This is a genomic window from Paenibacillus thalictri (genome assembly GCF_004307995.1).
GTDB lineage: Bacteria > Bacillota > Bacilli > Paenibacillales > NBRC-103111 > Paenibacillus_AF > Paenibacillus_AF thalictri.
The window spans coordinates 30,617-53,541 of sequence record NZ_SIRE01000037.1 but is presented as its reverse complement, the minus strand read 5'-3'; the positions used below and the strand labels follow the sequence as shown (position 1 = coordinate 53,541).

The window sequence follows — 22,925 nt, the reverse complement described above, 5'->3', positions numbered from 1 at the left end:
GCCAGTCCCACAACCGAATTGGGACTCAGGTGCAGACCCGGCGACCGGATTCAGGTCCATGGACCGGTCCGGCGACCGGGCTTGGGCTCAAACGCCAAGCCTGCCCGTCCCATCCAGAGATTGGCCGATCAACGGAATCACAAATATGGTACAATATGCGAGGAGGTTTACAATGAACACTCATTCAAGCAAGCTGAAGCAAGGTGTGGCGGTTATTGCGCTGCTGTCGGTTATCACCGCGGCATGCGGCACCCCCGAGGAGAAAAAGCAGGACAAAGCAGCGGGAGCAAGCGCTCCCGAAGGGCCTGTAACGATCAGCATGATGAACATTTACCAGTCCGCCGAGCCGCCCAAAATGGATAGCGAAGCGATGAAACTGCTGCAAGAATATACGAATACAAAGCTGAACATTACCTGGGTGCCCAACGCCAGCTACAGCGAGAAGGTGAACGCCTCAATCGCGGCGGCCGGAGAGCTGCCGCAGGTGATGCTGATCAAGGACGACCGCAACCCGGCGATTATCGAAGCGGCCCGCGCCGGCATGTTCTGGGAAGTCGGTCCGTATTTGAAGGACTACCCGAATTTGAGCAAACTCGATAAGACGCGGTTCAACAATATTGCCATCGACGGCAAAACTTACGGAATTTACCGCTGGCGCCCGATCGCCCGCAACGGGATCATTTTACGCAAGGACTGGCTGGACAATCTCGGGCTGCAGGAGCCCAAAACGATCGACGATCTGATGAATGTGTTTAAAGCGTTTACGACAGGGGATCCTGATAAAAACGGCAAAAATGACACGTATGGTTTGTCCCTGGATACGGGCGGCGCTTTATTCAGCCACTTCCTGACCGAGCTTGGCGGGCCTAACAACTGGCTGTACAAAGACGGGGCGATGGTTCCCGCATTTATGACCAAGGAATATATGGACACGATGAAACTGCTGCGCCAAATGTTCCAGGACAAAATGATCAACAGCGACTTCCCGCTGGTCAAAGACCGTATCGTGCTGGTCAATCAAGGCAAAGCGGGCGCCTATATCGGCGCTTACGACGATTTGAACGCGCGGTTTACCGATTTGTACAAAAACAACCCGAACGCGAAGCTGGACGCTTATCCGAACGTGCAAGGTCCGGCGGGCGTCAGATTGCAGGGCGGCACAGGCTACAACAGCGTGTTTATGTTCCCGAAAACTAGCGTGAAGACCGAAGCTGAACTGAAGAAGGTGCTTACTTTCATGGATAAGCTGGGCGACGAGAAAGTGATCAACCTGGTGAACTGGGGCATCGAAGGCAAACATTACAAGATGGAGAACGGCAAAGCGGCGCGGATCGACGAGAAGGTGTACACGGACGAGGTGTACAACAACCTGTTCCAGCTGATGGTATTCGATAACGAAAAGATGCTTCCCGGCAAAATCGATCCGAGCGTCGAGAAATATACGAAGTTCATCAACGACAACGAGAAATATGCGGTGATGGACCCGACGATCAATTTGATCTCGAATACGTATATGGAAAAAGGCAAGCAGCTCGACAGCATCATCGTTGACGCCCGCACGAAATTTATTATGGGCGAGTTGGACGAGAAAGGCTTCGAGCAGATGGTTGGAGATTGGCGGAAAAACGGCGGCGACAAAATTATCGCCGAATACAAAGAGCAATACGAGAAAAACGCCAAAAAATAAGCGGTGCGCGGAGAGCCTTGGGGGGCTCTCCCTTCTCCGTTTTCAGGATATTTCCGGGCAAAACGGCATCAGTCGCTCTAATGATTATTTGATTTTATCCGCTGAAGATGCATAATGACTTGTATCTTGTCTGCAGCGGGCCTCACCCCGGGAAGCATTGTAAGGAGGATATGATTCTGAAATTTACACGTTATCAAATCAAGCTGTTTTTGCTTTGCCTGCTGTTTGGCGCGATCCCGGTTCTGGTGCTGGGCGTGTTTTCGTATGTGAAATTTTCCAGCTCGATTCAAAGCAAGGTGCATTCGGGAAACGACCAGTTGCTGCTGCAAACCGAAACGCAAATTGAAAATACGCTGAAGCTGATCGATTTTTCCGTCTTTCAATTGACGAGTTCCCCGCAGATTACGGACATTTTAAAAACGAAAATTACAAACAAGGAATTTCCGCTCGTGGAAAACACCTTATCTTCGCTGCAGCGCGTACAAGTGTACGAGCTGGGCATTAAAGAAATCCAGCTGGTCAACGTTGTGGACGGCTGGGGCATCGGCAACGGCGGGTTCGCCCAGCTTACCGATATGTTGGACAAAGACCGGCTTGCTTATTATACGAACATTGAAAAACCGTCCATGTGGCTTACCGATAAAATCGTTTTTCCGCACATTGATGCGGCTGTCAACAACGTATATCTGGTGAAAAAAATTCCGTTTTTCTCCAAAAATCCGAATGGTCTGCTGGTGACCAGACTGTCCAACCACGAGTTGTTTAAGTCTTTGCCGGAAACAAGCGACCTCGGTACGATGATGATCCTTGACGAACGGCAAAATGTAATTGCTTACACGGAGAGCTCATCCGTAGGCGGCAAGGTGGCCGCTTCGCCATATGTGCAGAACATTTACGCTTCGGCGGATGCCAAAGGCTACATGGTCGGAGCGATCGATGGCAGCGAATACGGCATTACCTACCGCAAATCGGCTTATAACGGCTGGGTTTACTTATCAGCCGTGTCCATCAGCGAGATTACGCGGGAGTCCCGTTCCATCGGCTGGGTGACCTTCTGGACATGCGCCGGCATGATCGTGCTGATCTCTGCGTTATCGCTGCAAGGCGCAAGCAGGCTGTACACGCCGGTACGCCGGCTTTACCGCGCGGTGGCGGCAGGGTCCGAAACTTCAAAAGATTCGGATGCTTCCGATGAATTCAAGCTGATCGAAAGAAGGTTCGAGCATTTATCGCTCAACCAGCAGCAGCAGCGACGCCAACTGCGGCTGCTTCATCAGCAATCCAAGCAATACGTGGTCATCAAGCTGATCCAAGGCGACATACCGCCTCATGATATCAAGGAGCAGCTCGCCTTGTACGGATACGAAGCGGAGTCCCGCTGGCTGGCCGTCGCCGCCATCCAGATCGACTCTTTGCTGAATACCCGGTTCAAAGAAAGCGACCGCGATCTGCTGTTGTTCGCCGTCGGCAACATTATCGAAGAGATGGTGCCGGAAGCCCGCCGTCTTGCACCCGTCGTAATCCGGCATACGCAGGTGACGATTTTTCACGGCAATGAGGAGACGGAAGAAGCGTTTAAAGCGTTTATCGACGAAACCGTTCACCGCATCCAGGACAACGTGTCGGCTTATTTGAACTTGAAAGTGAGCGCTGGGGTCAGCAGGTCGTATCATTCCCATGAAATGACGCCACGCGCTTACGCGGAAGGCCTCGATGCCTTGAAATACCGCATGACCAAAGAAAAGGAAGCGGTGCTGTTTATCGAAGACGTGCAGCCGGAGACACAGATGGTCAGCTTCCCCGATCATCTTGAACAGCAGCTTGTCGAAGCGGTGAAACAGGCCGACGAGAACAAGGCGGTGACGTTGTGCCGCGAATTTATGCAAATTGTGGCCAACCGGGAGCTGACGCTGCATCAAAGGCAGAACTGGCTGATGAAGCTGCTGCTTGACATCATCTACATTCCCGAGCAGATGCATATTATCGTACCCGGCTTAAGCGCCGGAGATATTCCGCTGTACGAGCAGCTCAGCCAATTCCAAACGATGGATGAAATTGAAGGCTGGTTCGAGCACCATATTATCGGCCCGCTCGTCAAGGCGCTTGATCACGGCAAAGATGCGCAGTATAAGTTAATTGCCCAAGAAATCATCCGCATTATCGAAAGCGAGTTTGACCGCGACATTACGATGGAGGAATGCGCGTCGCGGCTGCATTACCATGCCAGCTACATTCGCCGGGCACTGAAAAAAAGCTGTAATCTCACCTTCAGCGATTATCTCTTGCAATACCGGATGGACGTAGCCAAGAAATGGCTGACGGAAACCGAGATGACCGTAACCGATATTGCAGTCCGCCTGCGGTATAACAATCCGCAAAACTTCATCCGTTATTTCAAAAAAGCAACCGACATGACGCCCGGACAATACCGCGAAAAGTGGAGAACTTAAGCGGATGGCCGCATGGGATTCAACCGCCGTCATGCGCGCCGGGGCGCGCGGTGGAAAAACGCAACGGTATAGCGGCCCGGCACAATTGTGCATATCCCCTTTGGAATAAACCAGCCCATGGAAGGCAGGCCTTTTCCAGCGGGGATATTTGCGTTTTTTTTCCGGTGGATCGGGGAACGTTCCGGGCTGTGTAATGATTATCGGCTGGCTTTCTGATGATTATAACGCGGAATTTTGGCGGAATTTTTGTAAGCGCATCCAAATGGCTTTCCCGTGATTGTTCCCGGTTACGTTCACTGGTGTTATGATCGGGTCAGAACCAATAGTTCCTCCCATAATGAATCCGCGGAAAGGATGGTTATCCCTTGAAAGCATCGGCGGCAACGAGCAGCTTGAAGCCGGCAGCGTCTTTCGCCAGTCAATTGCTGAGAAAACGGCTCATCAAAAATCGCTGGATGTATTACATGCTGGCACCGGGAATTTTGTATTTCTTTATTTTTAAATATGTCCCCATGTGGGGCGTGCTGATCGCCTTTCAGGATTATTCGCCGTTTACCGGTTTTTGGGGCAGCCCGTGGATCGGGTTTGAGCATTTTCGCACGTTTTTCGGCGAACCGCAGTTTTGGCAGCTGTTCGGCAATACGCTGATCCTGGCGTTGTACAACATCTTCTTTTTTTTCCCGCTTCCGATCGTCATAGCGCTGATGCTTAATGAAATCCGCAAGGAAGTGTACAAACGCACGATCCAAAGCCTGATTTATATCCCCCATTTTATCTCATGGGTTGTCGTTGTTGGGCTGGCTTACATCTTGTTTACGACGGAAGGCGGTATTTTTAATGAGCTGGTTGCTTCATTCGGCGGGGAAAAAATCAACTTCCTGCTGAACCGCGAATGGTTCCGGACGATGATTGTCGGGGAGATGATCTGGAAGGAAACCGGCTGGGGCACGATTTTGTTTCTGGCCGCACTCGCCGGCGTAGACCCGCAGCTCTACGAAGCCGCCCGGATCGACGGGGCCGGCAGATGGGGGCAGCTGCTCCACGTCACATTGCCCGCAATTCGCAGCACCATTGTGGTTTTACTTATTTTGCGGCTTGGCTCGTTTCTCGATCTCGGCTTCGAGCAAATTTTTCTGATGCTGAATCCGATGAACCGCGAGGTCGGCGAGGTGTTTGAGACGTACGTCTATGAACACGGCATTCAGCAGGGGGATTTCAGTTATTCAACGGCGGTCAATTTATTCAAATCGGCAATCGGCATTGCGCTTGTCGTTGGCGCCAATTATTTCGCCAAGAAGATCGGCGAGGAAGGCATCTATTAATAAAGCGGCTGTGCACGTACGGCATCCGGGCACAACAAGTCGCTTGACTGGAAAGGAATGAGTCTTATGAAGGAGACGCTGGGCAGCAAGCTGTTTGACATATTCAACTACGCTTTTCTCGGACTGTTCGGGTTGGCTACGGTGCTGCCGTTTATTTACGTCGTAGCCGGTTCGTTTACATCGCCGCAGGAGTTTATTAGCCGCAAAATTGTTTTGTTCCCCCATCAGTTGTCTCTGGAGGGGTACAAATATATTTTTTCCACCGACGTGCTGCTGACAAGCCTTGGGGTATCGATCTTTATTACGCTGGCCGGTACGGCGATCAATCTGCTGTTTACGTGCCTGATGGCGTATCCGCTGGCTCGCAAAGATTTGGACGGGCGCAAGTTTATCATGCTGGGGGTCATTTTCTCGATGTTGTTCAGCGGGGGCATGATTCCGACGTTTCTTGTCGTCAAGGAGCTGGGCATGATCAATTCGTTCTGGTCCCTGCTGCTGCCGGGGGCGATCAGCGCTTTTAACCTGATCGTGCTGAAAAACTTTTTCCAGCAGCTTCCCGAAGGGCTGGAGGAGGCGGCAAAAATCGACGGCTGCAACGACTTGCGCATCTTGTGGCAGATAGTGCTGCCGCTGTCGCTGCCCGCGATTGCGACGTTTGCGCTGTTTTACGCGGTGGGCCACTGGAACTCTTTTTTCCACGCGGTGCTGTACATCAACGACAACTACAAGTGGCCGATTCAAGTATGGTTAAGGCAGATCGTCATTTTATCGTCGGGGGGCTTGGGCGATTCCGGCACATTTGACGCCAACTACATCGTTCCGCCGGCGCAAATCGTCAAAATGTCAGTGATCGTCATCTCGACCTTGCCGATTTTATGCGTGTACCCGTTTTTGCAAAAACATTTTGTCAAAGGCACGCTGATCGGGTCCGTAAAAGGTTGATCTGTCCAAACATAAACTTTGGTAATGGAGGATGAGATATGTCGGAGAGCCTGACACATACCGCAGCGGTAGAAGATATGCTGCGTCTCGCGTTTGCTTCGCCAGAGCTATGCGTTGCATTTCAGGAAGTATGCCGGGAACACCCGCAGTTTGCGCAGTTCGGCGGCCTGGTTCCCGCAGACGGCGGATTGGCGCTGCGCCTGCTGGACAAATACCGGGACAATTGGGAGTCGCATAAGACGGTAAAAGAGGAGATCGGCTTCAGGTCCGCGCCGCTTGTGCCCAAGACGGCCGCTGAATCCTCGCTGGCGTTTGCGCTGGGCTGGATTTGCTACCGGGCGGCGGAGCGCGCGCTGGCGCCGGTGTCGGAGGAAGCCGCGATGTACCGGGACGCCTATGTGTTCCACCGGCTGTACGTGAACAACGACAGCACGCCGGACGCGTACCGCACGGCCGATTACGAGCGCGGCATGGAGCGGCTTCCTGCTGCTGCCGCTGTCGGCAGCAAGGAGACGGCGGAGTTTTTTGCGGCACTGCAGCAGCGGTTTTTCATCGAGATGCACACCTTTGTCCCGGACGTCGAGGACATTGAAGGCTGGTTTGACAGGCTGCATGTCAGCCTTGACGATTGGAGTGCGGGCATGGAGCGTTTCGCCGAAGCGCTGATGAACCCCGATCTGGAAAAAGCGCGGGAATATGTGGCGGGAAGCAGCTTTTACGACGACGGCGATGTGCTTATTCAAGCAGCTGCCCGGCTGCGGCGGGGAGAGCAGTTGAGCGTTGCTGAGCTGGAAGCGGCTTTGGCCGCCGAGCCGGCAAGCGAATACGCCCGGGCGGTTAAGGCAGGTTTAACCGGGCTGTTGAACGCAAGCGCGTTTTTCTCCGGGCGGCTCGACCGCGAAGCTTTTCAGGAGCTGCTGGCGGTGTAATGACTGGATTCAAATTATGAATAATAGGGGGCATATTGATGTTCATTGCGACAAATCGATCGAAGTCCAAGATCATGCTTGGCTTAGCCGGGACTATGTTTGCGGCCGCAGCGCTTGCGGGGTGCAGCGGCGGCAGTCCGGCTCCGGCAGCGCCGGGAGCGGGAAGTAAACCGCAGGCCAGCACGCCAAGCGCACCGGCAGACAGCAAACCGGCAGCGAACGCGCCGGCGAAAGACGAGAAACCTTTTGTCATCACGATGATGAATTTGTCCGTCCTTTCCGAGCCGCCTAAAGATAACGATCCGATCATTACCGCGGTCGAGAAGCTGACCAATACCGATTTGCAAATTCAATGGGTGCCCAACGGCACATACGACGAGAAGGTCAATGCGACAATCGCTTCGGGACAGCTGCCGATGGTGTTTCTGGTCGGTACCCCGCTTCCTTCCAATATTAAAAATGCGATGAAAGCCGGGCAATTTTGGGAAATCGGGCCGTATCTCAAGGAGTTTCCGAATTTGGAGAAAGCGCTCAATCCGCAGGTGCTCAAAAGCACAGCGGTCGGCGGCAAATATTATACGATCAACCGCGCCCGCTCGCTGGTCGGGGACGGCATGATTTACCGCACCGACTGGCTGAACAAACTGGGCATGAAACCGCCGACTACGCTCGACGAAATGTACCAGGTCATTAAAGCGTTTGCGACAAAGGACCCGGACGGCAACGGCAAAAACGATACGCTAGGCCTTGCCGAAGAAAAAGGGCTGCGCGGCTTCAAGCTCATCTTGGCGGCGACCGGCGGCGGCAACGTGTGGGAAGTCAAAAACGATCAAATCGTACCGGCCCATGAAAGCAAGGCGTTTACCGATGCGATGGACTGGTACCGGAGGTTGTATCAGGAGAAGCTGATTAACCAGGATTTTGCCATTACGGAGCGGGTGCAAAATATCGATAACGGCAACAAAGGGCTGTTCGGGTTCCGGCTCGGCGACAACGACTTCATCACCCGCCACAGCGAGCTGTTTAAGCTGACTCCGAGCGCCGAGCTGGACACATCCAGCATCTTGAAAGGCGTAAACGGCACAAAGCTGCTGATGGACAACGGGGTGTCGGGCAGCTTTGTTATTCCGAAGCAAACGGTGAAAACCGAAGCCGATTTGAAGAAAATTTTGCAGTACTTCGATAAACTTTCGACCAAAGAAGGGCAGAACATTTTCGAATGGGGCATCGAAGGCGTGCATTATACGATCAAGGACGGCAAAGCGGACCGCACGCCGGAGCAGGCGGCAAAATACGCTGCGGAGGTCATCCAGATGCAGCAGGCGATGCAGGTGGCCGATGGCTCCTTGGCGATGGAAGGCATACTCGATAAATATACGTCCAAATACAAGGTGGCGAAAAAGGAAGCCGCAGCCGTGGCCGACATCTTTGTCATCAACCCGGCCGCTGCATACAGCTCCCCGACGTTTGACCAGAAGCGGACCCAATTGGACAAAATTATCAGCGATGCCCGCGTCAAATACATTATGGGCGAGCTGGACGATAAGGGATGGAAGGCGGCGCTTGACAGCTGGCGCAAATCCGGCGGCGATAAAGTGCTGGAGGAGCTGAACCAGGAATACAAGGCCGACCCGAATAAGGGGAAATAACTTTTAAAAATAAGATACAAGCCGGTGAACGGAGGATAAACGATGTCGGAGAACGTAACCCATACCGCGGTCGTCGAAGACTGCTTCCTGATGATGTTTGCATCCGAGCGAATTTGTGAGGCGTTTAAAGAAGCGGGCCGCAGCCAGATCCGCTTCTCGCAATACGGCAGCGTCACGCGCTCGGGCGATAAATTTACGATTGCCCTGCTCGATAAATACCGTGCGAGCTGGCACGAACGGAAAGAGGCGGACCGCTTAAGCTACAAGCTGGCTTTTGTGCTTGGCTGGTTGTGCCACAGAGCCGCCGACCGCCAGATGAAGGTCGTATTCCGCGAAGCGGAGCCGGAGTCGCGCGAGTTCCCGACGGATTGCAGCATTTACCACGACGCTTTTATTTTTCATAAGTTGTACGAAAACAACCCGAACACCCCGTTTCGGTACCGTACCGCCCATTTTGAGAATGGCATGACGAGTTTGCCTGCTGCAGCCGCCGTCAAAGTGAATGACGCCGCAGCGTCGCTGCGCTTTATGTGGCAGCGCATGCTGCTTGGGCTGCAGACGTTTGTACCGCAGACGGCCGATGAGGCCGTATGGCTTGGCAAGCTGCACGCCAAACATCAGGAGCAGGTCATTCATCTGGAGCGTTATGCGGAGGCGGTGGTCACGCCCGATCCTGTGAAAGTGCGGCGGTTTATCGCCGACACGTGCTTCTACAGCGACGACGACCGGATCCTTCGGCTGTGCCGTGCGCTTCGTCAAGGGGAACGGCCCCTTGACGAGGAGATTGAAGCGGCATTCGCAGAGGAACCGGCCAGCCAATACGCCCAAGCGGTCAAGCTTGGCTTCGGTTATTTGCGCAGCGCCAGCGATTATTTTGAAGGGCTGATCGATGAGGAGACGTTGAAGGATCGGCTTGACGTCGGGAAAAAAGGAAGAGACGGCCAATCGGTTTAGCCGTTGTAGTATAATGGGTGTACCGGGATATTCATGGCCCGAAGTTTGTGCGGTAGGCTGGCAGCAGTACAGAATAGGTGGTGGCCGTTATGTTCAGATTCAACCGGTATTTCACAAAAATGATTGTGTTTACGATTGGAGCGAGCACGCTGCCTATCATACTGCTCGGCCTGTTTTTTTACATGAAGACGTCGGGCACGATCCAGCAGAAAGTGAACGACGGCAACATGCTTGTACTCGAGCAGACGCGGCTGCGTGTCGAGCAGGTGCTGGGAGCGCTTGATTTGCAGATCGAACGGCTGTCCGACAATCCTTACGTGACGGAAGCGCTTGACAGCGGCCTTGCTCCTTCCGGTTTCATTCTGGTGCAAAATGTGCTGAAGTCGATGTCCCAGGTGTTAACCTTCGATGTGGGCATTCGCGACGTACATCTGATCGATTTAAACCGCGGAACGATCCTGAACAGCGGCGGCCTTAACCGGCTGTCCGATGCGGAGTCTTCCAAGGTTGCCGAATATTTGCGGATGAACCGCACCAAGTTTTGGGTTGCCGAGCGTAACAGCATGCTCAGAGGCCGAAGCGGGGACAACAATTTTACGATTAACCTGGTGAAAATATTTCCGCCTTTTACCGAGAAGCCCGGCGGCATGCTGATTATTGAAATTCCCGCAGCGCAGCTGCGCAATTTTTTGGCCAAAAACAATACACTCGGCGAAGTGATGATCATGGACGAATCGTACCATGTGCTCGCCTCCCAGAATCAGCGGATGGAAGCCAACTCGCAAATGTTGGAAGCGGTTGCGGATAAGCTGCACGGTACTAGCGGGGAATCGGGTTTGTACGAAACCAGTTTCGGAGAAGAGCAGGTCGGCGTCGCTTTTCAGCGCTCCGCGTTTAACGGCTGGGCGTATATTTCCGTCATTCCGATCGATTTGATCCGCTTCGAGTCGCGGCGTACGGGATGGATTATACTCGCTACATGCGTTGTGATGCTGCTTGCCGCCGTCATTGTGTCGCTCGCCGGCTCGCAGCGCATGTATATGCCGGTGCTCAGGCTGTACCAATCTTTGTTTGCGCAGCAGGGTAAAGTCAGCGGACGGATCGACGAGTTTCATATGATCCATGAAGGTTTTGCCCGCATGCGCAGCGATCAGGTGCAGATGGCCGACCAGCTCAGAAATCATGCCCGCCAGCTGGAAGAATATTACGTGATGAAGCTGGTCCGGGGCGAGATGAAACCTACGCAGCTTGGCGAGAAGATGAGCTTTTTTGACGCTGGAGCCCAGAAGTGGAAGCACCTCGCGGCCATTGCGATTCACATCGATACGCTGGAAGGAACGCGCTACAGTGAAAGGGACAGCGAACTGCTGCTGTTTGCGGTCAGCAACATGGTCGGCGAGCTGATTCCGAAGCACGCTCGCCTGCTGCCCGTTGTGGTTGACGCCTCGCAGGTGACGGTTATTTTTGACGATCCGGAGTCGCCCGACGATTTCCGCACGTATTTGTATTCGCTGGCTAAGAGGGTGCAAGACGAGGTCGAGCATTATTTGTCGCTGCGGGTCAGCATCGGGATCAGCCGTCCCTACGACGGCTTGGCCGAGGCGAACAGAGCGTACAAGGAAGCGATGGACGCGCTGAAATACCGGGTGCTGTACGGGCAAAAAACAATTCTGCGCATCGACGACGTGCAGCCGGCGCAGTCGGTGGCGACGCAGTATCCGAAGGAGCTGGAGCGGCACATTTTTGATGCGATCAAGATGGCCGACCGGGAGAAGGTTCAGCAGCTGACGGATGCGTTTTTTGGGGAAATTTCCGGGCAATTTCATAATTATAATGACTACCAAATCGCGATGACGCGGTTTTTTGTCAATTTGATCCGGCTGCTGCAGGAAAGCGGCATTTCTCATCTGAAACCGTTGGGCTGTGATCCGCCGCTGCTGGAGCAGCTTCATGCGCTGTCGTCCGTGGAGGAAACACGGAGCTGGTTTAAGCAGCGGATCGTCGACCCGATGGTGAGCGTATTTGAAGAGCAGCGCAAATCGAGGCATCGCACCATTTCCCAAGAGGTGGTGCAGATGATCGAAGATAACTACGATACCGACATCAGCTTGGAATCGTGTTCCAATCTGCTCAATTACCATCCGAGTTATATCAGCAAGGTGCTCAGGCAGGAACTGGGCATCAGCTTCAGCGACTACTTAATGCAATATCGGCTCGGCAAAGCGAAACGTATGCTGGAGGAAACGGATATGAAAATATCCGAAATTGCGGAGCGGCTGCGCTACAACAATTCGCAAAATTTCATCCGCTCGTTCCGCAAGCAGGAAGGAATGACGCCAGGCCAATACCGCGACGAATATATCAACAAACATTATAAAAAAGCGCTGAAGTCGTAAGTTATTTTTATATAAGTTGAACCCCTGTTGGGGAAGTCCGTTCCATTCCCTTCCTCCATTGCACTCTGTTTTTCCTGATGGTCCTTTGGTTCAAATGATATAAATCGGGAGGTATTTTATTGATGGACAAAACATATACAGATTTGTCTTATTTGCATTTGGACCCGTCTCTGACGCAAGCCAAGGCGGGGGTCAGCTTGGCCGAGCTGGAGGCGGCCGCCAATTCTCCGGTGCTGGTTGTGGATATCGCTTCTCCGGTCATCATCGAATCGATGGAGCTGCTGTTTAACAACGGGCTGTATTTTCTGCGGTCTCGAGCGAAGGACGGCTCCGTTGGGGTTGCCGTGGCGAGCGAACGCGCGGCTTATTTGCACCCGCTGCTCAAGCAACTCATCATCCCGTATTTTATCGGCAAAGACGCGCGGGATTTGGAAAAGCTGCTGGACGGCGTATACGTGTATGAAAGCAATTACAAGTTGTCCGGGCTGGCGTTATGGTGCTGCATTTCGTGGGTGGAGGCCAGCCTGCTCGACATGCTGGGCCGGATTAGCGGCAAGCCGGTCGGCGATCTGCTCGGCGGGGTGATCCGAAGCGAGGTGCCGATTTATGTCGCCAGCGGGAACCGGGGAACGACGCCGGAAGAGGAAATTGAGGTGCTGCAGCGGAGAATGGCCGACACCGGGGCGAAAGCCGTGAAGTTTAAGGTCGGGGGCCGCATGAGCAAAAACGCCGACTCCATCCAAGGCCGGTCGGAAGGGCTGATTCAATTGGCGCGTAAAACGCTTGGCGATAACATCGCGATCCACGCCGACGGCAACGGCTCCTATGATCCTCCGGTCGCCATCGAATACGGCAAAATGCTGGAGGAGATCGGGGCTTTCTTTTACGAAGAGCCATGCCCGTTTGAGCATTTGGAGGACACCAAGGAGGTGGCCGACGCTTTGGTTGTTCCGCTGGCCTTTGGTGAGCAGGAGACGAGCATTCGCCGGTTCCGCTGGATCATCGCCAACGACGCGGCCCAGGTGGTACAGCCGGATTTGCAATACAACGGCGGGTTGATCCGCAATACGCGGGTTGCGAGAATGGCCGCTTTGAAGGGTATTCCTGTGACGCCGCATATTTCCGGCGGCTTCGGTTACGTCTATGTGCTGCATTATGCCTCGTACATTCCGAATATCGGTAAGTTCCAGGAAGACAAATCGGGCGTCAAAACAACAGGATTTTTATTTGCCCCGCCGATGGAGGTCAAAGACGGCATCATCAAAACGCCAACCGGTCCCGGGCTCGGAATGGATGAATCGGCCGTAAACGCCGTGCTGCGCAAAGCGCTTGTCGTGTGACGGGGCTGCCGCAGGGCAATCGCATAAGGTTGCGCAGAAGCGGGAGGGGAGAAGGGAATCTGGATCGGATGGCCCCGCAGCACCGACATAACTGCAAGCCCGATTTTGTACGATTGCCTTGAAGCCCGTGAAAAGCAGCTTCACTTCAGTGCGGGTCTATGCTACAATAGGCTGGATATTTAAGAGGTTCAAGCACAATTAAATATGGAGTGGAAACAGGTGCCTCAGTTCGCTGAGGCTTAAAAGGGAAGTTCGGTGCAAAGCCGACACGGTCCCGCCACTGTAACGGAACAGCCATAGCGATAATGCCACTGATCTATACTCATAGATTGGGAAGGCCGCCGATGGCGCTTTACATTCCGGAGTCAGGAGACCTGCCTGTTTGAACGACACTGCTTTTAACCTACGGAAGATGGGGAGGTGTTAGAGAACCGTTGTTTTTTTATGTGTAAAACAGGGGCGTCTTTACCTTATTGTATCTTTAAGGTGGAGGCGCCCTTTTTGGCGTGCTCAGGAATGTGTTGACGAAACGAAACAAACTAGCTAGAATCTAAATAGTAATTATTACGATTAAACTTCGCGAATCAGGGGGCAACATTAATGAAATTGAATCGTTTTGAACTTCGAAGTTATACCGCTCTTATTCTTGCATGTATGCTTATGGTATTGTCCGCTTGCTCATCCTCACCCAAGCAGAGCGGAACCGCCGCCCCTTCGGCGGAACCCGCCGCGGCCGGCGCTGCGTCTTCGGATATGGCGAAGGAGCAGGTGCTCAAATATGTCACTTTAAATATGCCGCGTTCCTTGGACCCGGTCCACATCGACGCTCAGCGCATCACTTCGGACGGGGTCGCCGAGCCGCTGGTCATGCTGAACGATGACGGCTCAATCAGACCATGGCTCGCCAAGTCGTGGAAAAACATCGAACCTACATTGTGGGAAGTGGAGCTGCAGCCGAATGTCAAGTTTTGGAGCGGGGCTGCCATGGACGCAGCTGCGGTAAAAGCCGCGCTGGAACGCCATCAGAAGCTGAACAAACGTGCGCCGTCCCAGATCGGCGGCGTGGAATTTATCGTCAAAGACGGGCTGCATCTGCAGATGAAGACGGCAAAGCCGGATCCCAATTTTATTTTTAAATTAAACGGATTTGCCATACATAATGCGGCCGAGGCCGATAAGTTGGGGGATAAGTTCAATACGCAGGCCGATTTGACCGGGTTTATGAAACCGGTGCAGTTTACTCCGGGCGAGTTGTTGATTGCCGAAGCATTCCCGGGTTATTGGGGCGAGAAGCCGAAGCTGCAGCGGCTGGAGGCACGGCTTGGTTCGGATGCGCAGGGCCGTTTGCTTGCTTTGAAAAACGGCGATGCCGACGCCGATATGAACGTCGAAGTTGAACAGCGGGTATCGTATGAGAAAGATTCGAAGTTTGCAACCTACTTCCCAATCGGCCAGACGACGAATTTGTGGCTGAATATGAAAAAAGTGCCTGCGCTGCAGGACAAAAACGTGCGTATCGCCTTGAATTTGGCGCTGGACCGCAAGGAACTGATCGACGGCGTCAGCCGCGGTTTTGCATCCAAGGCGACAGGTCACTTCCCGGCAGGGCTGCCTTACGCGATCTCGACCGGTGCGGAAATGGACAAAGCAAAAGCCGAAAAGCTGCTGGACGATGCCGGCTGGAAAAAAGGCGCCGACGGGATCCGCGCCAAAGACGGGCAAAAGCTGAAGCTGAAAATGCTCACCTACAGCGTGTTCCAACCTCTAGCCGTTGCGCTGCAATCGCAGCTGAAAGGCATTGGCGTGGACATCGAGCTCAATCCGGTGGAAACGACGGCTTCCAACCAAATGATGCTGGACGGCAATTTTGATACGGCGACGTATTGTTCTTGCGGCACGGCGACCGGCGACTTGGGCGGGCAGCTGTATTCCTACTACTATACCGGTGTCGCTTCGAATTACGGCGGCTACAGCAATCCCGAAGTGGACAAGCTGATCAATCAGCTGACATCCGAATTTGACTCAAACAAGCAAAACGAGCTGGCTAAACAAATTCAGACGATCGTGCAAGAAGATGTGCCGATTATTTATTTGTTCAACAACACCCGTTGGGGCGCCGCTTACAACAAAAAAGTGAAAGGCATCGATAAAAATCTGCAAACTCGGATCGTACCCGGGATGTATATTTCCAAATGAAGCTGATCCGCTATGTGGTGAAGCGGCTGCTTGTTTCGATTCCCGCCTTGCTGGGTGTAACGCTGATCCTATTTTTGATGGTCCGGTTTATCCCCGGCGATCCGGCAAGAGCGATTTTGCTGACGATGTTTGATCCCGGGGCGAATTTAAGCGATTTGGAAAAAGATGCTGAAATCCTTTATAAGCAGCTTGGGCTCGATCAGCCGCTGCCCGTTCAATACGGCGTTTGGCTGTGGAAAATCATACATGGAGATTTGGGCGTTTCCTTCCGCAGCAAAACTCCGATTATGGACGAGCTGATGCAGCGGTTTCCGGCGACGCTGGAGCTTGCCGGGGCTGCCTTGCTCATCATGCTGCTGATCGCGATTCCTTCGGGAATCGCCGGAGCGGTTTATCACCGGAGGGCGGCGGATCACGTTACCCGGGTCATTGCGCTGGTCGGCGTATCGGTGCCGAGTTTTTTTCTTGGACTTGTGCTGATGTATCTCGTATCGGTTCAGCTGGGATGGCTGCCGACGATGGGCAGGGGAGGGCTCTCGCATCTGATTTTGCCGGCGCTGACTTTGGGCGTCGGCCTTTCCTCGGTCACCGCCAGGCTGCTGCGTACAAGTCTGCTGCAGGTGTTTTCGCAGCGGTATATGATGATGGCGGAAGCCAAAGGATTATCCCGCAGAACGATCTTGTTCAAACATGCGCTGCCCAATGCGTTGTTGCCGGTATTGACATCGTTTGGGCTGGTGGTGGGAGGTTTGATTGGAGGAACGGTGATTATCGAAACCGTATTTTCTTGGCCGGGGGTCGGGCGTTATGTCGTGGATGCGATTACCGGAAGAGATTATCCTGTCATTCAAGCTTTTGTGCTGTTGATGGCTATCGTGTACATGGTATTAAATGTGGCGGTCGACGTCGCTTACCGATGGCTGGATCCGCGAGTCAGACTGGAACAGGAGGGACAGCATGGATAACCGATTCCGCCAACGTCTATTTGTCGCGCTGAAGAAAGACCCTCTGGCCGTTTTCTTATTGGCGATCCTTGCCGTCGTGATTGTCATGTCGATCGGCGGAGCTTGGTTTTCGGGCTACGATCCGCTCAAAGTGGATTATAAGCAGGCGTTATTGCCGCCCTCCGGCGATCATTGGCTCGGAACCGACAATTACGGCCGCGATGTGTTGTCCAGGCTAATGCATGGCGGGGCATCGTCCTTGGGAGCTTCGGTGCTGGCGGTCAGCCTTATTATTTCGCTGGGGTTGTTGATCGGACTTGCCGCCGGATATTTCGGAGGCTGGGTCGACATGGTGCTGACCCGGCTGATGGATGTGTTGTTTTCGTTTCCGCAGCTGGTGCTGGCGATTGCGCTCGCTTCCTTGCTGGGGCCGGGGCTGATGAGCCTGATGATCGCCGTGGCGGCGGTGGCCTGGCCGTCGTTCGCGCGGATTTTTCGCAGCTACGTATTGTCGGTGCGCAATGAAGGTTACGTGCTCGCGGCCAAAACCTCGGGTATCCCCGCCTGGAAAATTATCGGCACGCACATTCTCGGTTCGATCGCCGGCCCCATTCTTGTGCTGGTGACGTTGGATATGGGAAACATCATCTTGAGCATTGCGTCCATGTCTTTTCTTGGGCTTGGCATCCGGCCGCCGCAGCCGGAATGGGGCGCAATGCTGAACGAAGGGCGCGCTTATATCGAAGAAGCGCCATGGCTGTTCCTGGCGCCGGGCCTGACGATATTTGCCACCGTGCTGGCGACCAATTACTTGGGTGATACGCTGAAGGATGCGCTGGAACCCCGCACGCTGCATATGCCGCGTTTGTTCGAACGGAGGAAGAAGCGGAGCGGGAGCGTTGAGGCGATGGGGCAAAGCGGACGCGAGTCTGCGGCCGGCGATCAAGGGCCGTCACCCCTTGCACAGGGAACTGCGCAAGCCGCCGAAAGCGGAAGCCGGCTTCCAGCGCACACAAAACGCGGCGCAAGCGCGAACAGCGGACGCGAACGTAGCGCGCTAGCGAAGACGAGCGGCGCTGTCCCGCCGGGAGGCATGCCGTTTGCCGCCGGCGCTGCGGGCAGCAGAGGAGACCAAGCGGCGGAAAACCGCGCTTGCGTACTGTCGGCCGAAGGTTTGTGCGTGTCCGCCCGAGCTGAACGAGGCGGCAGCCGCAAGCCGATTCTCGAGGATATCGGCTTGCAGCTCCAGCGGGGCGAATGTCTTGGGCTGGTCGGCGAAAGCGGCTCCGGCAAAAGCACGCTTGCGCTTGCGCTGATGGGGCTGCTGCGTTCGCCGCTGGAGACGACCTCGGGCACGATCCGCCTGCTCGGGGCGGATACACGGTTGTGGGAGTGGAATGATTGGCGCAAGGCGCGCGGCAGCCGCATTGCGTATATTACCCAAGACCCGATGGATTCGCTGAATCCGGTTCTTACCGTCGGCGAGCAATTGCAGGAATGTCTGGCGGCTCACCGTGAAAGCGGAGCGGCTGCAAACAAATCGGAGATTAAAGCCAAAGTGTTGAAATTGCTTCAGCAGACAGGCCTCGCTGCAGAGGTTTACGGCCAGTATCCGCATCAGCTCAGCGGGGGAATGCGGCAGCGTGTTGTCATCGCGATGGCCATCGTAAATGAACCGCAAATCATTATCGCCGATGAACCGACAACCGCATTGGACGTGAGCACACAAGCGCGAATTATGGAGCTGCTGGCAACGCTTCAGCGCGAGCGCAATATGTCGATGATTTTTATAACCCATGATTTAAGGCTTGTCGCGAACATCGCCGATCGGATCTGCGTGATGAAGAACGGCCGCATGATCGAGCAGGGGGATGTGCGTTCCTTATTTACCGAGCCTCGGGAGGCTTATACGCAGCAGCTGCTGAAGGCGATTCCTTCTTTGCGGATCCCGCCGCATATTCGGCAAGCGAAATGAAGGATGCACACTTCACGGGCCTGCACGTTTGCGCCAGGAAGGCTTGAACGGAACGTGGGTGACGGTCCGGCATAAGGAGGGAGCGCAATGCTCAACATTCAAGGGTTGCACAAAAAGTATCAAGGTAAGCGGGTGCTCGATTCCGTATCGTTTTCGATCGAATCCGGGGAAATTGTCGGTTTGATCGGCATGTCCGGCTCCGGCAAAAGCACCTTGGCCCGCTGCATAACCGGGCTGGATAAAGCCGATCAGGGCAAGCTGCAATGGAACGGCGGGCTGCTATCGGACAAGGCGGTTAGAAGAAAGTCGCACCAGGACATTCAGATGGTGTTCCAAGACCCGCGGAATAGCCTGAATCCGTCTTGGACCGTAAAAAGAAGCTTGATGGAATCGCTTATCCGGTTCCATCCTTCTCTAAGCGCAAAGGCGTATGAGGCTCAGCTGGAAAGCCTGTTGAAAGCGGTTGGCCTTGACATCGATTATTTGCACCGTTATCCGCATGAGCTGAGTACCGGCCAATGTCAGCGGGTTTGTCTCGCGCGGGCGCTCGCCCCGGAACCCAAGCTGCTGGTCCTCGACGAATGCCTCTCCGCCCTGGACGTATCCATTCAGGCCCAAATGCTGGAGCTGCTGAAGGAGCTTCACCGGGTCCGGAATATGAGTTATCTGTTTATTTCGCATGATATTGCCGTTGTCGCCTCGTTATGCCAGCGAGTGCTGGTCATCGAACGTGGAGTTATTGTCGAAGAAGCGGATGTACATAAGCTGATCCACGACCCTCAGCATCCGTATACGCGGTCGCTGCTGGCCGATACGCCGGTATTTCCGGAATTTATGGAAACAGCGGCAAGCCATACGGCCGGGGGAAATGCGCTTGAGGACAAAATGGCTGAAGGTTATGAGAGGAGGCCCGTCTATGAGTACCAAAATTGATTATCCATTTCTGGAGCATAAGTACAACTTTATTACGGAAGCCCATCCGTCGCCTGCTTTAACGGCACCTTTGTCCGATTTTTTGGATGATAAAAAAGGCGAAGCGCTCATTCAGGCTATTATGCAAATTATTCGCGCCGGCAAGCCGGATATTGCGGCATTTCATCTATCCAGCTGGCTTGCGATGGTATGTTCATCCGCGCAAACTTGCTTATCGCTTTACGATATGGCGCTGCAGGTTTCTCCGGAGCGGCTGCATCTTCACATCGTCGTAACCGAAGGACGAAGAAAAGTATCGTTTCTGTTTCGCGAGAAGGAGCAGGCGTTTGTTTCCGTTGCGGAAACGGGGGGCTCCCGCGCGGAAGCGCTGCGCGCTTTTTACGAGGGGACGATGTTTCCGATATTCCGCGGCATCGCCCGCGCCTCCGCTACCAGAGAGCTTCAGCTGTGGCCGCAGATGGCGATGAGACTACACAACGAGAAAGACTACATCTTAAGCCAGGCGTACTCAGAAGACAGGATAAGCCTGATTGAGCAGGATTTTGCCGTATTGTTGAACGGGTTGAATGTAGAGGAGCTTGGCTTGCGGAAAAATCCGTTTAACGCGGAGTTTCGCTGGATCCCGGATATGCATCAACCGGAGAAGATGGCCCGACAGAAGATCGCCTGCTGTCTGGCTTACCAGACAGACACCCAACACGGGTATTGCTATACATGTCCGCGGCTGGATGAAGAAGGACGAAAGGCCAAACGCAAGAGCGTCTCCTCCTGTTAAACGCCAGGCTGCATGAGATTGCAGCCCCATGTTGTCAGTATAAGAAGTCGATAGGATGGACCCCAGTATCGTCACGGGAATCGTCACAGGAAGGATCGAGCTTCTATTATGCGTTGCGATCCGCTCTGGACATAGAACCCATCCGGATGGATAACGGACTGGGTGAGACTGTCGATTCATTGTGCATATCACCTGGCCGTTGTGCATTACCCAACCGTTGTGGATCTCCCACGTTGGTTAAGTCCTCTCTCTAACGGACATGGACGCAGCAATGTAAAGCAAATCTGAGGTTGGCTGCATGTAACGGACACCGTCGCTCTTATTCGGCCTAATATCGCGGTTTCCGCGACTTTTTTGGGCAAATAAAGTCGCTGCGGTCCGTTAAAAATGATAACCCCGATTTTTTTGCCAAATAAGCGCGCTCATGTCCGTCCTTCGTTGGAGCATGACGCTCACATGCATAAGGCCAACAAGAGCGACGAGGATGTCCGCATGCATAAGGCCAACAAGAGCGATGAGGATGCCCGCATGCATAAGGTAAACCAGAGCGATGAGGATGTCCGTTGCAGCCAGGCAAATTTCCAACGCGCGCGAATCCCGATTTAACCAAGTTGAATCGAAATCGCTCCATTTGCTGCGTTCAAGCATGTTATGGTTCCGGTTTACTCCATAATCCCGATATGATTACGTTAATTCAGCCAATATGCGATCTGATCGCTAATGCAGCCAATACACGATCTGAATAGCAGCCATGTATCGCTAACCAGACAACATCGGATTGAAGCCCGCGATACCGCTGCCTGCCATACAATGAAAAACGCCTCTTTCCCGGGTCGGGACAAGAGGCGTTTGTACGTTGTTTTACGTAAATTCCCGCGGATGACGACGGCGCAGCTCGGGCACGGCATATCCGCGGCCGGTTTCTTCCAGCCGTTCGGCGTATTGCGCCAAATGCCCCTTGGCATGGAAGGGGCCGCCTTCCTTCATCACCGTCCACAGCGGGTCGGTATCAAAAGGCATCGTCTCCATCATCGCATCATGCCATTCGTTCAGCAGATACACCGCCTCGCGGCAAAGCTCCGGCCGGGACTGCGCCAGATTAAACTGCTCATGCGGATCTTCGGCCAGATTAAACAACATCTCCTTATCGAACAAATGATACCCGTCGTGGTAGGTGCGCATATACAAGTAATCGCCGAAACGGACGCTCCGCTGGCATACGTGCGCACACTGCGAGACAACGAGGTAATCTCTGCCGCACGATTCACCTGAAGTGATCGACGGCGCATAGCTTGCGCCGTCCCATGACGGCATCGGTGTTTTGCCGAGCAGCTCGGCCATCGTTGGCAGCAGATCAAGGTGGTAGTGGAGGCCTTCGTCCACATGTCCTTGCTTCATGCCGGGCCAGCGGATGATCATCGGAATGCGGCACGTTCCTTGATCGGCGGTACCGTGCTCGCCATAAATGCCCAGCTCGCCCATATTTTCGCCGTGGTCTGCGGTAATGATGACGATCAGGTCGTCCATTACGCCCTGCCGCTCCAGTTCACGGAACAGCATGCCGATGTTTTCGTCCATGAAGCGGACGCCGCAGTCATAGCCGTCGACCATCCGCCGCAACCCTTCACGGTCGGTGAATTCCCCGGGATGGCGCGGATACCGCGGGTTCGTCGTATTGTTGTACATGTTGATTTCCCTGGCGCTGTGCGGCCCGACCTTATTTGTCGTATGCTGCTCCAGCACTTCGTCCGTGATCCAAGAGGGAAGTGGCTCATCGGCAAACGGATTGCCGTAATCTTCCGGCACGCGATACGGTGTATGCGGATCCCAATAGTTGACGTAAAGGAACCAATTGTCCTCGCTGGCATTTTTACCGATCCAGTCAAGCACGACCGGCGTCACTTCTTCCGCTGATTCCATACCGCCTTTGCCGGTGTTATGAATTTCGTTGAAGCCGGCGTAAAACGTCCATGCCGAATGGCGTTCCCCGAACGGGCTGACCAGCGCCGTCTTCATGCCGGCCGAGCGGAACAAGGCGGGGAAGCACTCGCTGGTCAGCCGGCTGCGGAAGCCGCGTTCCGCGCCTTCGTGCCTTACGTCCCCGGCGGTGCCGCCGTGTCCGACCACTCCGTTGTGAATGCCGAATTTGCCGGTCATCAGCGCCGTGCGCGACGGAAAACACGGCGCATCGGAGGTGTAATAGTTGGTGAAGCGGACGCCTTGCTCGGCGATCCGGTCGATATTCGGCGACGTGTTGCGAGGATAACCGTAACAGCCCAGGTGGTCGGGCCGCGTTGAATCGAGGTCAAGCAGCAAAATTCTCATAGTTTTTCTCCTTCATGTGTTCTGATATGGCAATGCGGCAGGCCGTCGCTATAATTTTTCCGGGCCGCGGCACATACGAATTGTAGGGTTGTGTAAATCTTTTGGTTT

16 protein-coding genes and 1 riboswitch are annotated in these 22,925 nt (G+C 54.1%); of the genes, 14 read left to right on the top strand and 2 right to left on the bottom strand.

Features of this window, described 5'->3' with window-relative positions; all coding sequences use genetic code 11:
* The first annotated feature begins 172 nt into the window (after positions 1-172).
* The 14 genes from EYB31_RS35625 (at position 173) to EYB31_RS35560 (ending at position 20,492) form a co-directional block, all read left to right on the top strand.
* Positions 173-1,687 carry an extracellular solute-binding protein gene (locus tag EYB31_RS35625; protein WP_165452790.1) on the top strand — a complete coding sequence of 505 codons (1,515 nt, stop codon included), beginning with the start codon at positions 173-175 and terminating at the stop codon, positions 1,685-1,687.
* 170 nt (positions 1,688-1,857) lie between these two features.
* Positions 1,858-4,137 (top strand): helix-turn-helix domain-containing protein, encoded by a 2,280-nt coding sequence (locus EYB31_RS35620; RefSeq protein WP_165452789.1) that lies wholly within the window; start codon positions 1,858-1,860, stop codon positions 4,135-4,137.
* A 392-nt stretch (positions 4,138-4,529) separates the two neighbouring features.
* On the top strand, positions 4,530-5,459 hold the full coding sequence (locus tag EYB31_RS35615) for an ABC transporter permease (protein WP_420819497.1): 930 nt from the start codon (positions 4,530-4,532) through the stop codon (positions 5,457-5,459).
* A gap of 57 nt (positions 5,460-5,516) precedes the next feature.
* Positions 5,517-6,401: a carbohydrate ABC transporter permease gene (locus EYB31_RS35610; protein WP_131018342.1), complete on the top strand. Its 885-nt coding sequence runs from the start codon at positions 5,517-5,519 to the stop codon at positions 6,399-6,401.
* A gap of 38 nt (positions 6,402-6,439) precedes the next feature.
* Positions 6,440-7,330, top strand: a complete 891-nt coding sequence (locus EYB31_RS35605; protein WP_131018341.1) for a hypothetical protein — start codon at positions 6,440-6,442, stop codon at positions 7,328-7,330.
* A gap of 38 nt (positions 7,331-7,368) precedes the next feature.
* Positions 7,369-8,979: an extracellular solute-binding protein gene (locus EYB31_RS35600; protein WP_131018340.1), complete on the top strand. Its 1,611-nt coding sequence runs from the start codon at positions 7,369-7,371 to the stop codon at positions 8,977-8,979.
* A gap of 42 nt (positions 8,980-9,021) precedes the next feature.
* Positions 9,022-9,933, top strand: a complete 912-nt coding sequence (locus EYB31_RS35595) for a hypothetical protein (protein ID WP_131018339.1) — start codon at positions 9,022-9,024, stop codon at positions 9,931-9,933.
* 89 nt (positions 9,934-10,022) lie between these two features.
* Positions 10,023-12,329, top strand: coding sequence for a helix-turn-helix domain-containing protein (locus EYB31_RS35590; RefSeq protein ID WP_131018338.1), 2,307 nt, complete (start codon positions 10,023-10,025; stop codon positions 12,327-12,329).
* A 122-nt stretch (positions 12,330-12,451) separates the two neighbouring features.
* Positions 12,452-13,669, top strand: coding sequence for a mandelate racemase/muconate lactonizing enzyme family protein (locus EYB31_RS35585; RefSeq protein WP_131018337.1), 1,218 nt, complete (start codon positions 12,452-12,454; stop codon positions 13,667-13,669).
* A gap of 200 nt (positions 13,670-13,869) precedes the next feature.
* Positions 13,870-14,065, top strand: a riboswitch (cobalamin riboswitch).
* Positions 14,066-14,269: 204 nt separating this feature from the next.
* Complete coding sequence (locus EYB31_RS35580) at positions 14,270-15,865, top strand: ABC transporter substrate-binding protein (protein WP_131018336.1); 1,596 nt, start codon at positions 14,270-14,272, stop codon at positions 15,863-15,865.
* Positions 15,862-16,830 (top strand): nickel ABC transporter permease, encoded by a 969-nt coding sequence (gene nikB, locus EYB31_RS35575; RefSeq protein WP_206105525.1) that lies wholly within the window; start codon positions 15,862-15,864, stop codon positions 16,828-16,830. Before EYB31_RS35580 ends, nikB begins: the two co-directional genes overlap by 4 nt.
* The gene (gene nikC, locus EYB31_RS35570; protein WP_165452788.1) at positions 16,823-18,784 is read left to right on the top strand and encodes a nickel transporter permease; all 1,962 of its coding nucleotides are present in this window, start codon (positions 16,823-16,825) and stop codon (positions 18,782-18,784) included. Before nikB ends, nikC begins: the two co-directional genes overlap by 8 nt.
* An 87-nt stretch (positions 18,785-18,871) precedes the next feature.
* Positions 18,872-19,717: an ABC transporter ATP-binding protein gene (locus EYB31_RS35565; RefSeq protein WP_131018334.1), complete on the top strand. Its 846-nt coding sequence runs from the start codon at positions 18,872-18,874 to the stop codon at positions 19,715-19,717.
* On the top strand, positions 19,701-20,492 hold the full coding sequence (locus EYB31_RS35560; RefSeq protein WP_131018333.1) for a (2Fe-2S)-binding protein: 792 nt from the start codon (positions 19,701-19,703) through the stop codon (positions 20,490-20,492). The genes EYB31_RS35565 and EYB31_RS35560 overlap by 17 nt, the downstream gene beginning before the upstream one ends.
* Positions 20,493-20,873: 381 nt before the next feature.
* On the opposite strand, the gene EYB31_RS35555 is transcribed toward EYB31_RS35560, so the two are convergent.
* Positions 20,874-21,140, bottom strand: a complete 267-nt coding sequence (locus EYB31_RS35555; RefSeq protein ID WP_131018332.1) for a hypothetical protein — start codon at positions 21,138-21,140, stop codon at positions 20,874-20,876.
* Between the two features lie 213 nt (positions 21,141-21,353).
* Positions 21,354-22,817 carry a sulfatase family protein gene (locus EYB31_RS35550; RefSeq protein WP_131018331.1) on the bottom strand — a complete coding sequence of 488 codons (1,464 nt, stop codon included), beginning with the start codon at positions 22,815-22,817 and terminating at the stop codon, positions 21,354-21,356.
* Positions 22,818-22,925: the final 108 nt, after the last annotated feature.

Bases quoted from the DNA above. Each gene is read 5' to 3' on its own strand.
- EYB31_RS35625 (WP_165452790.1), top strand. From the start codon at position 173: ATGAACACTCATTCAAGCAAGCTGAAGCAAGGTGTGGCGGTTATTGCG.
- EYB31_RS35620 (WP_165452789.1), top strand. From the start codon at position 1,858: ATGATTCTGAAATTTACACGTTATCAAATCAAGCTGTTTTTGCTTTGC.
- EYB31_RS35610 (WP_131018342.1), top strand. From the start codon at position 5,517: ATGAGTCTTATGAAGGAGACGCTGGGCAGCAAGCTGTTTGACATATTC.
- EYB31_RS35605 (WP_131018341.1), top strand. From the start codon at position 6,440: ATGTCGGAGAGCCTGACACATACCGCAGCGGTAGAAGATATGCTGCGT.
- EYB31_RS35600 (WP_131018340.1), top strand. From the start codon at position 7,369: ATGTTCATTGCGACAAATCGATCGAAGTCCAAGATCATGCTTGGCTTA.
- EYB31_RS35595 (WP_131018339.1), top strand. From the start codon at position 9,022: ATGTCGGAGAACGTAACCCATACCGCGGTCGTCGAAGACTGCTTCCTG.
- EYB31_RS35590 (WP_131018338.1), top strand. From the start codon at position 10,023: ATGTTCAGATTCAACCGGTATTTCACAAAAATGATTGTGTTTACGATT.
- EYB31_RS35585 (WP_131018337.1), top strand. From the start codon at position 12,452: ATGGACAAAACATATACAGATTTGTCTTATTTGCATTTGGACCCGTCT.
- EYB31_RS35580 (WP_131018336.1), top strand. From the start codon at position 14,270: ATGAAATTGAATCGTTTTGAACTTCGAAGTTATACCGCTCTTATTCTT.
- nikB (WP_206105525.1), top strand. From the start codon at position 15,862: ATGAAGCTGATCCGCTATGTGGTGAAGCGGCTGCTTGTTTCGATTCCC.
- nikC (WP_165452788.1), top strand. From the start codon at position 16,823: ATGGATAACCGATTCCGCCAACGTCTATTTGTCGCGCTGAAGAAAGAC.
- EYB31_RS35565 (WP_131018334.1), top strand. From the start codon at position 18,872: ATGCTCAACATTCAAGGGTTGCACAAAAAGTATCAAGGTAAGCGGGTG.
- EYB31_RS35560 (WP_131018333.1), top strand. From the start codon at position 19,701: ATGAGTACCAAAATTGATTATCCATTTCTGGAGCATAAGTACAACTTT.
- EYB31_RS35555 (WP_131018332.1), bottom strand. From the start codon at position 21,140: ATGCTTGAACGCAGCAAATGGAGCGATTTCGATTCAACTTGGTTAAAT.
- EYB31_RS35550 (WP_131018331.1), bottom strand. From the start codon at position 22,817: ATGAGAATTTTGCTGCTTGACCTCGATTCAACGCGGCCCGACCACCTG.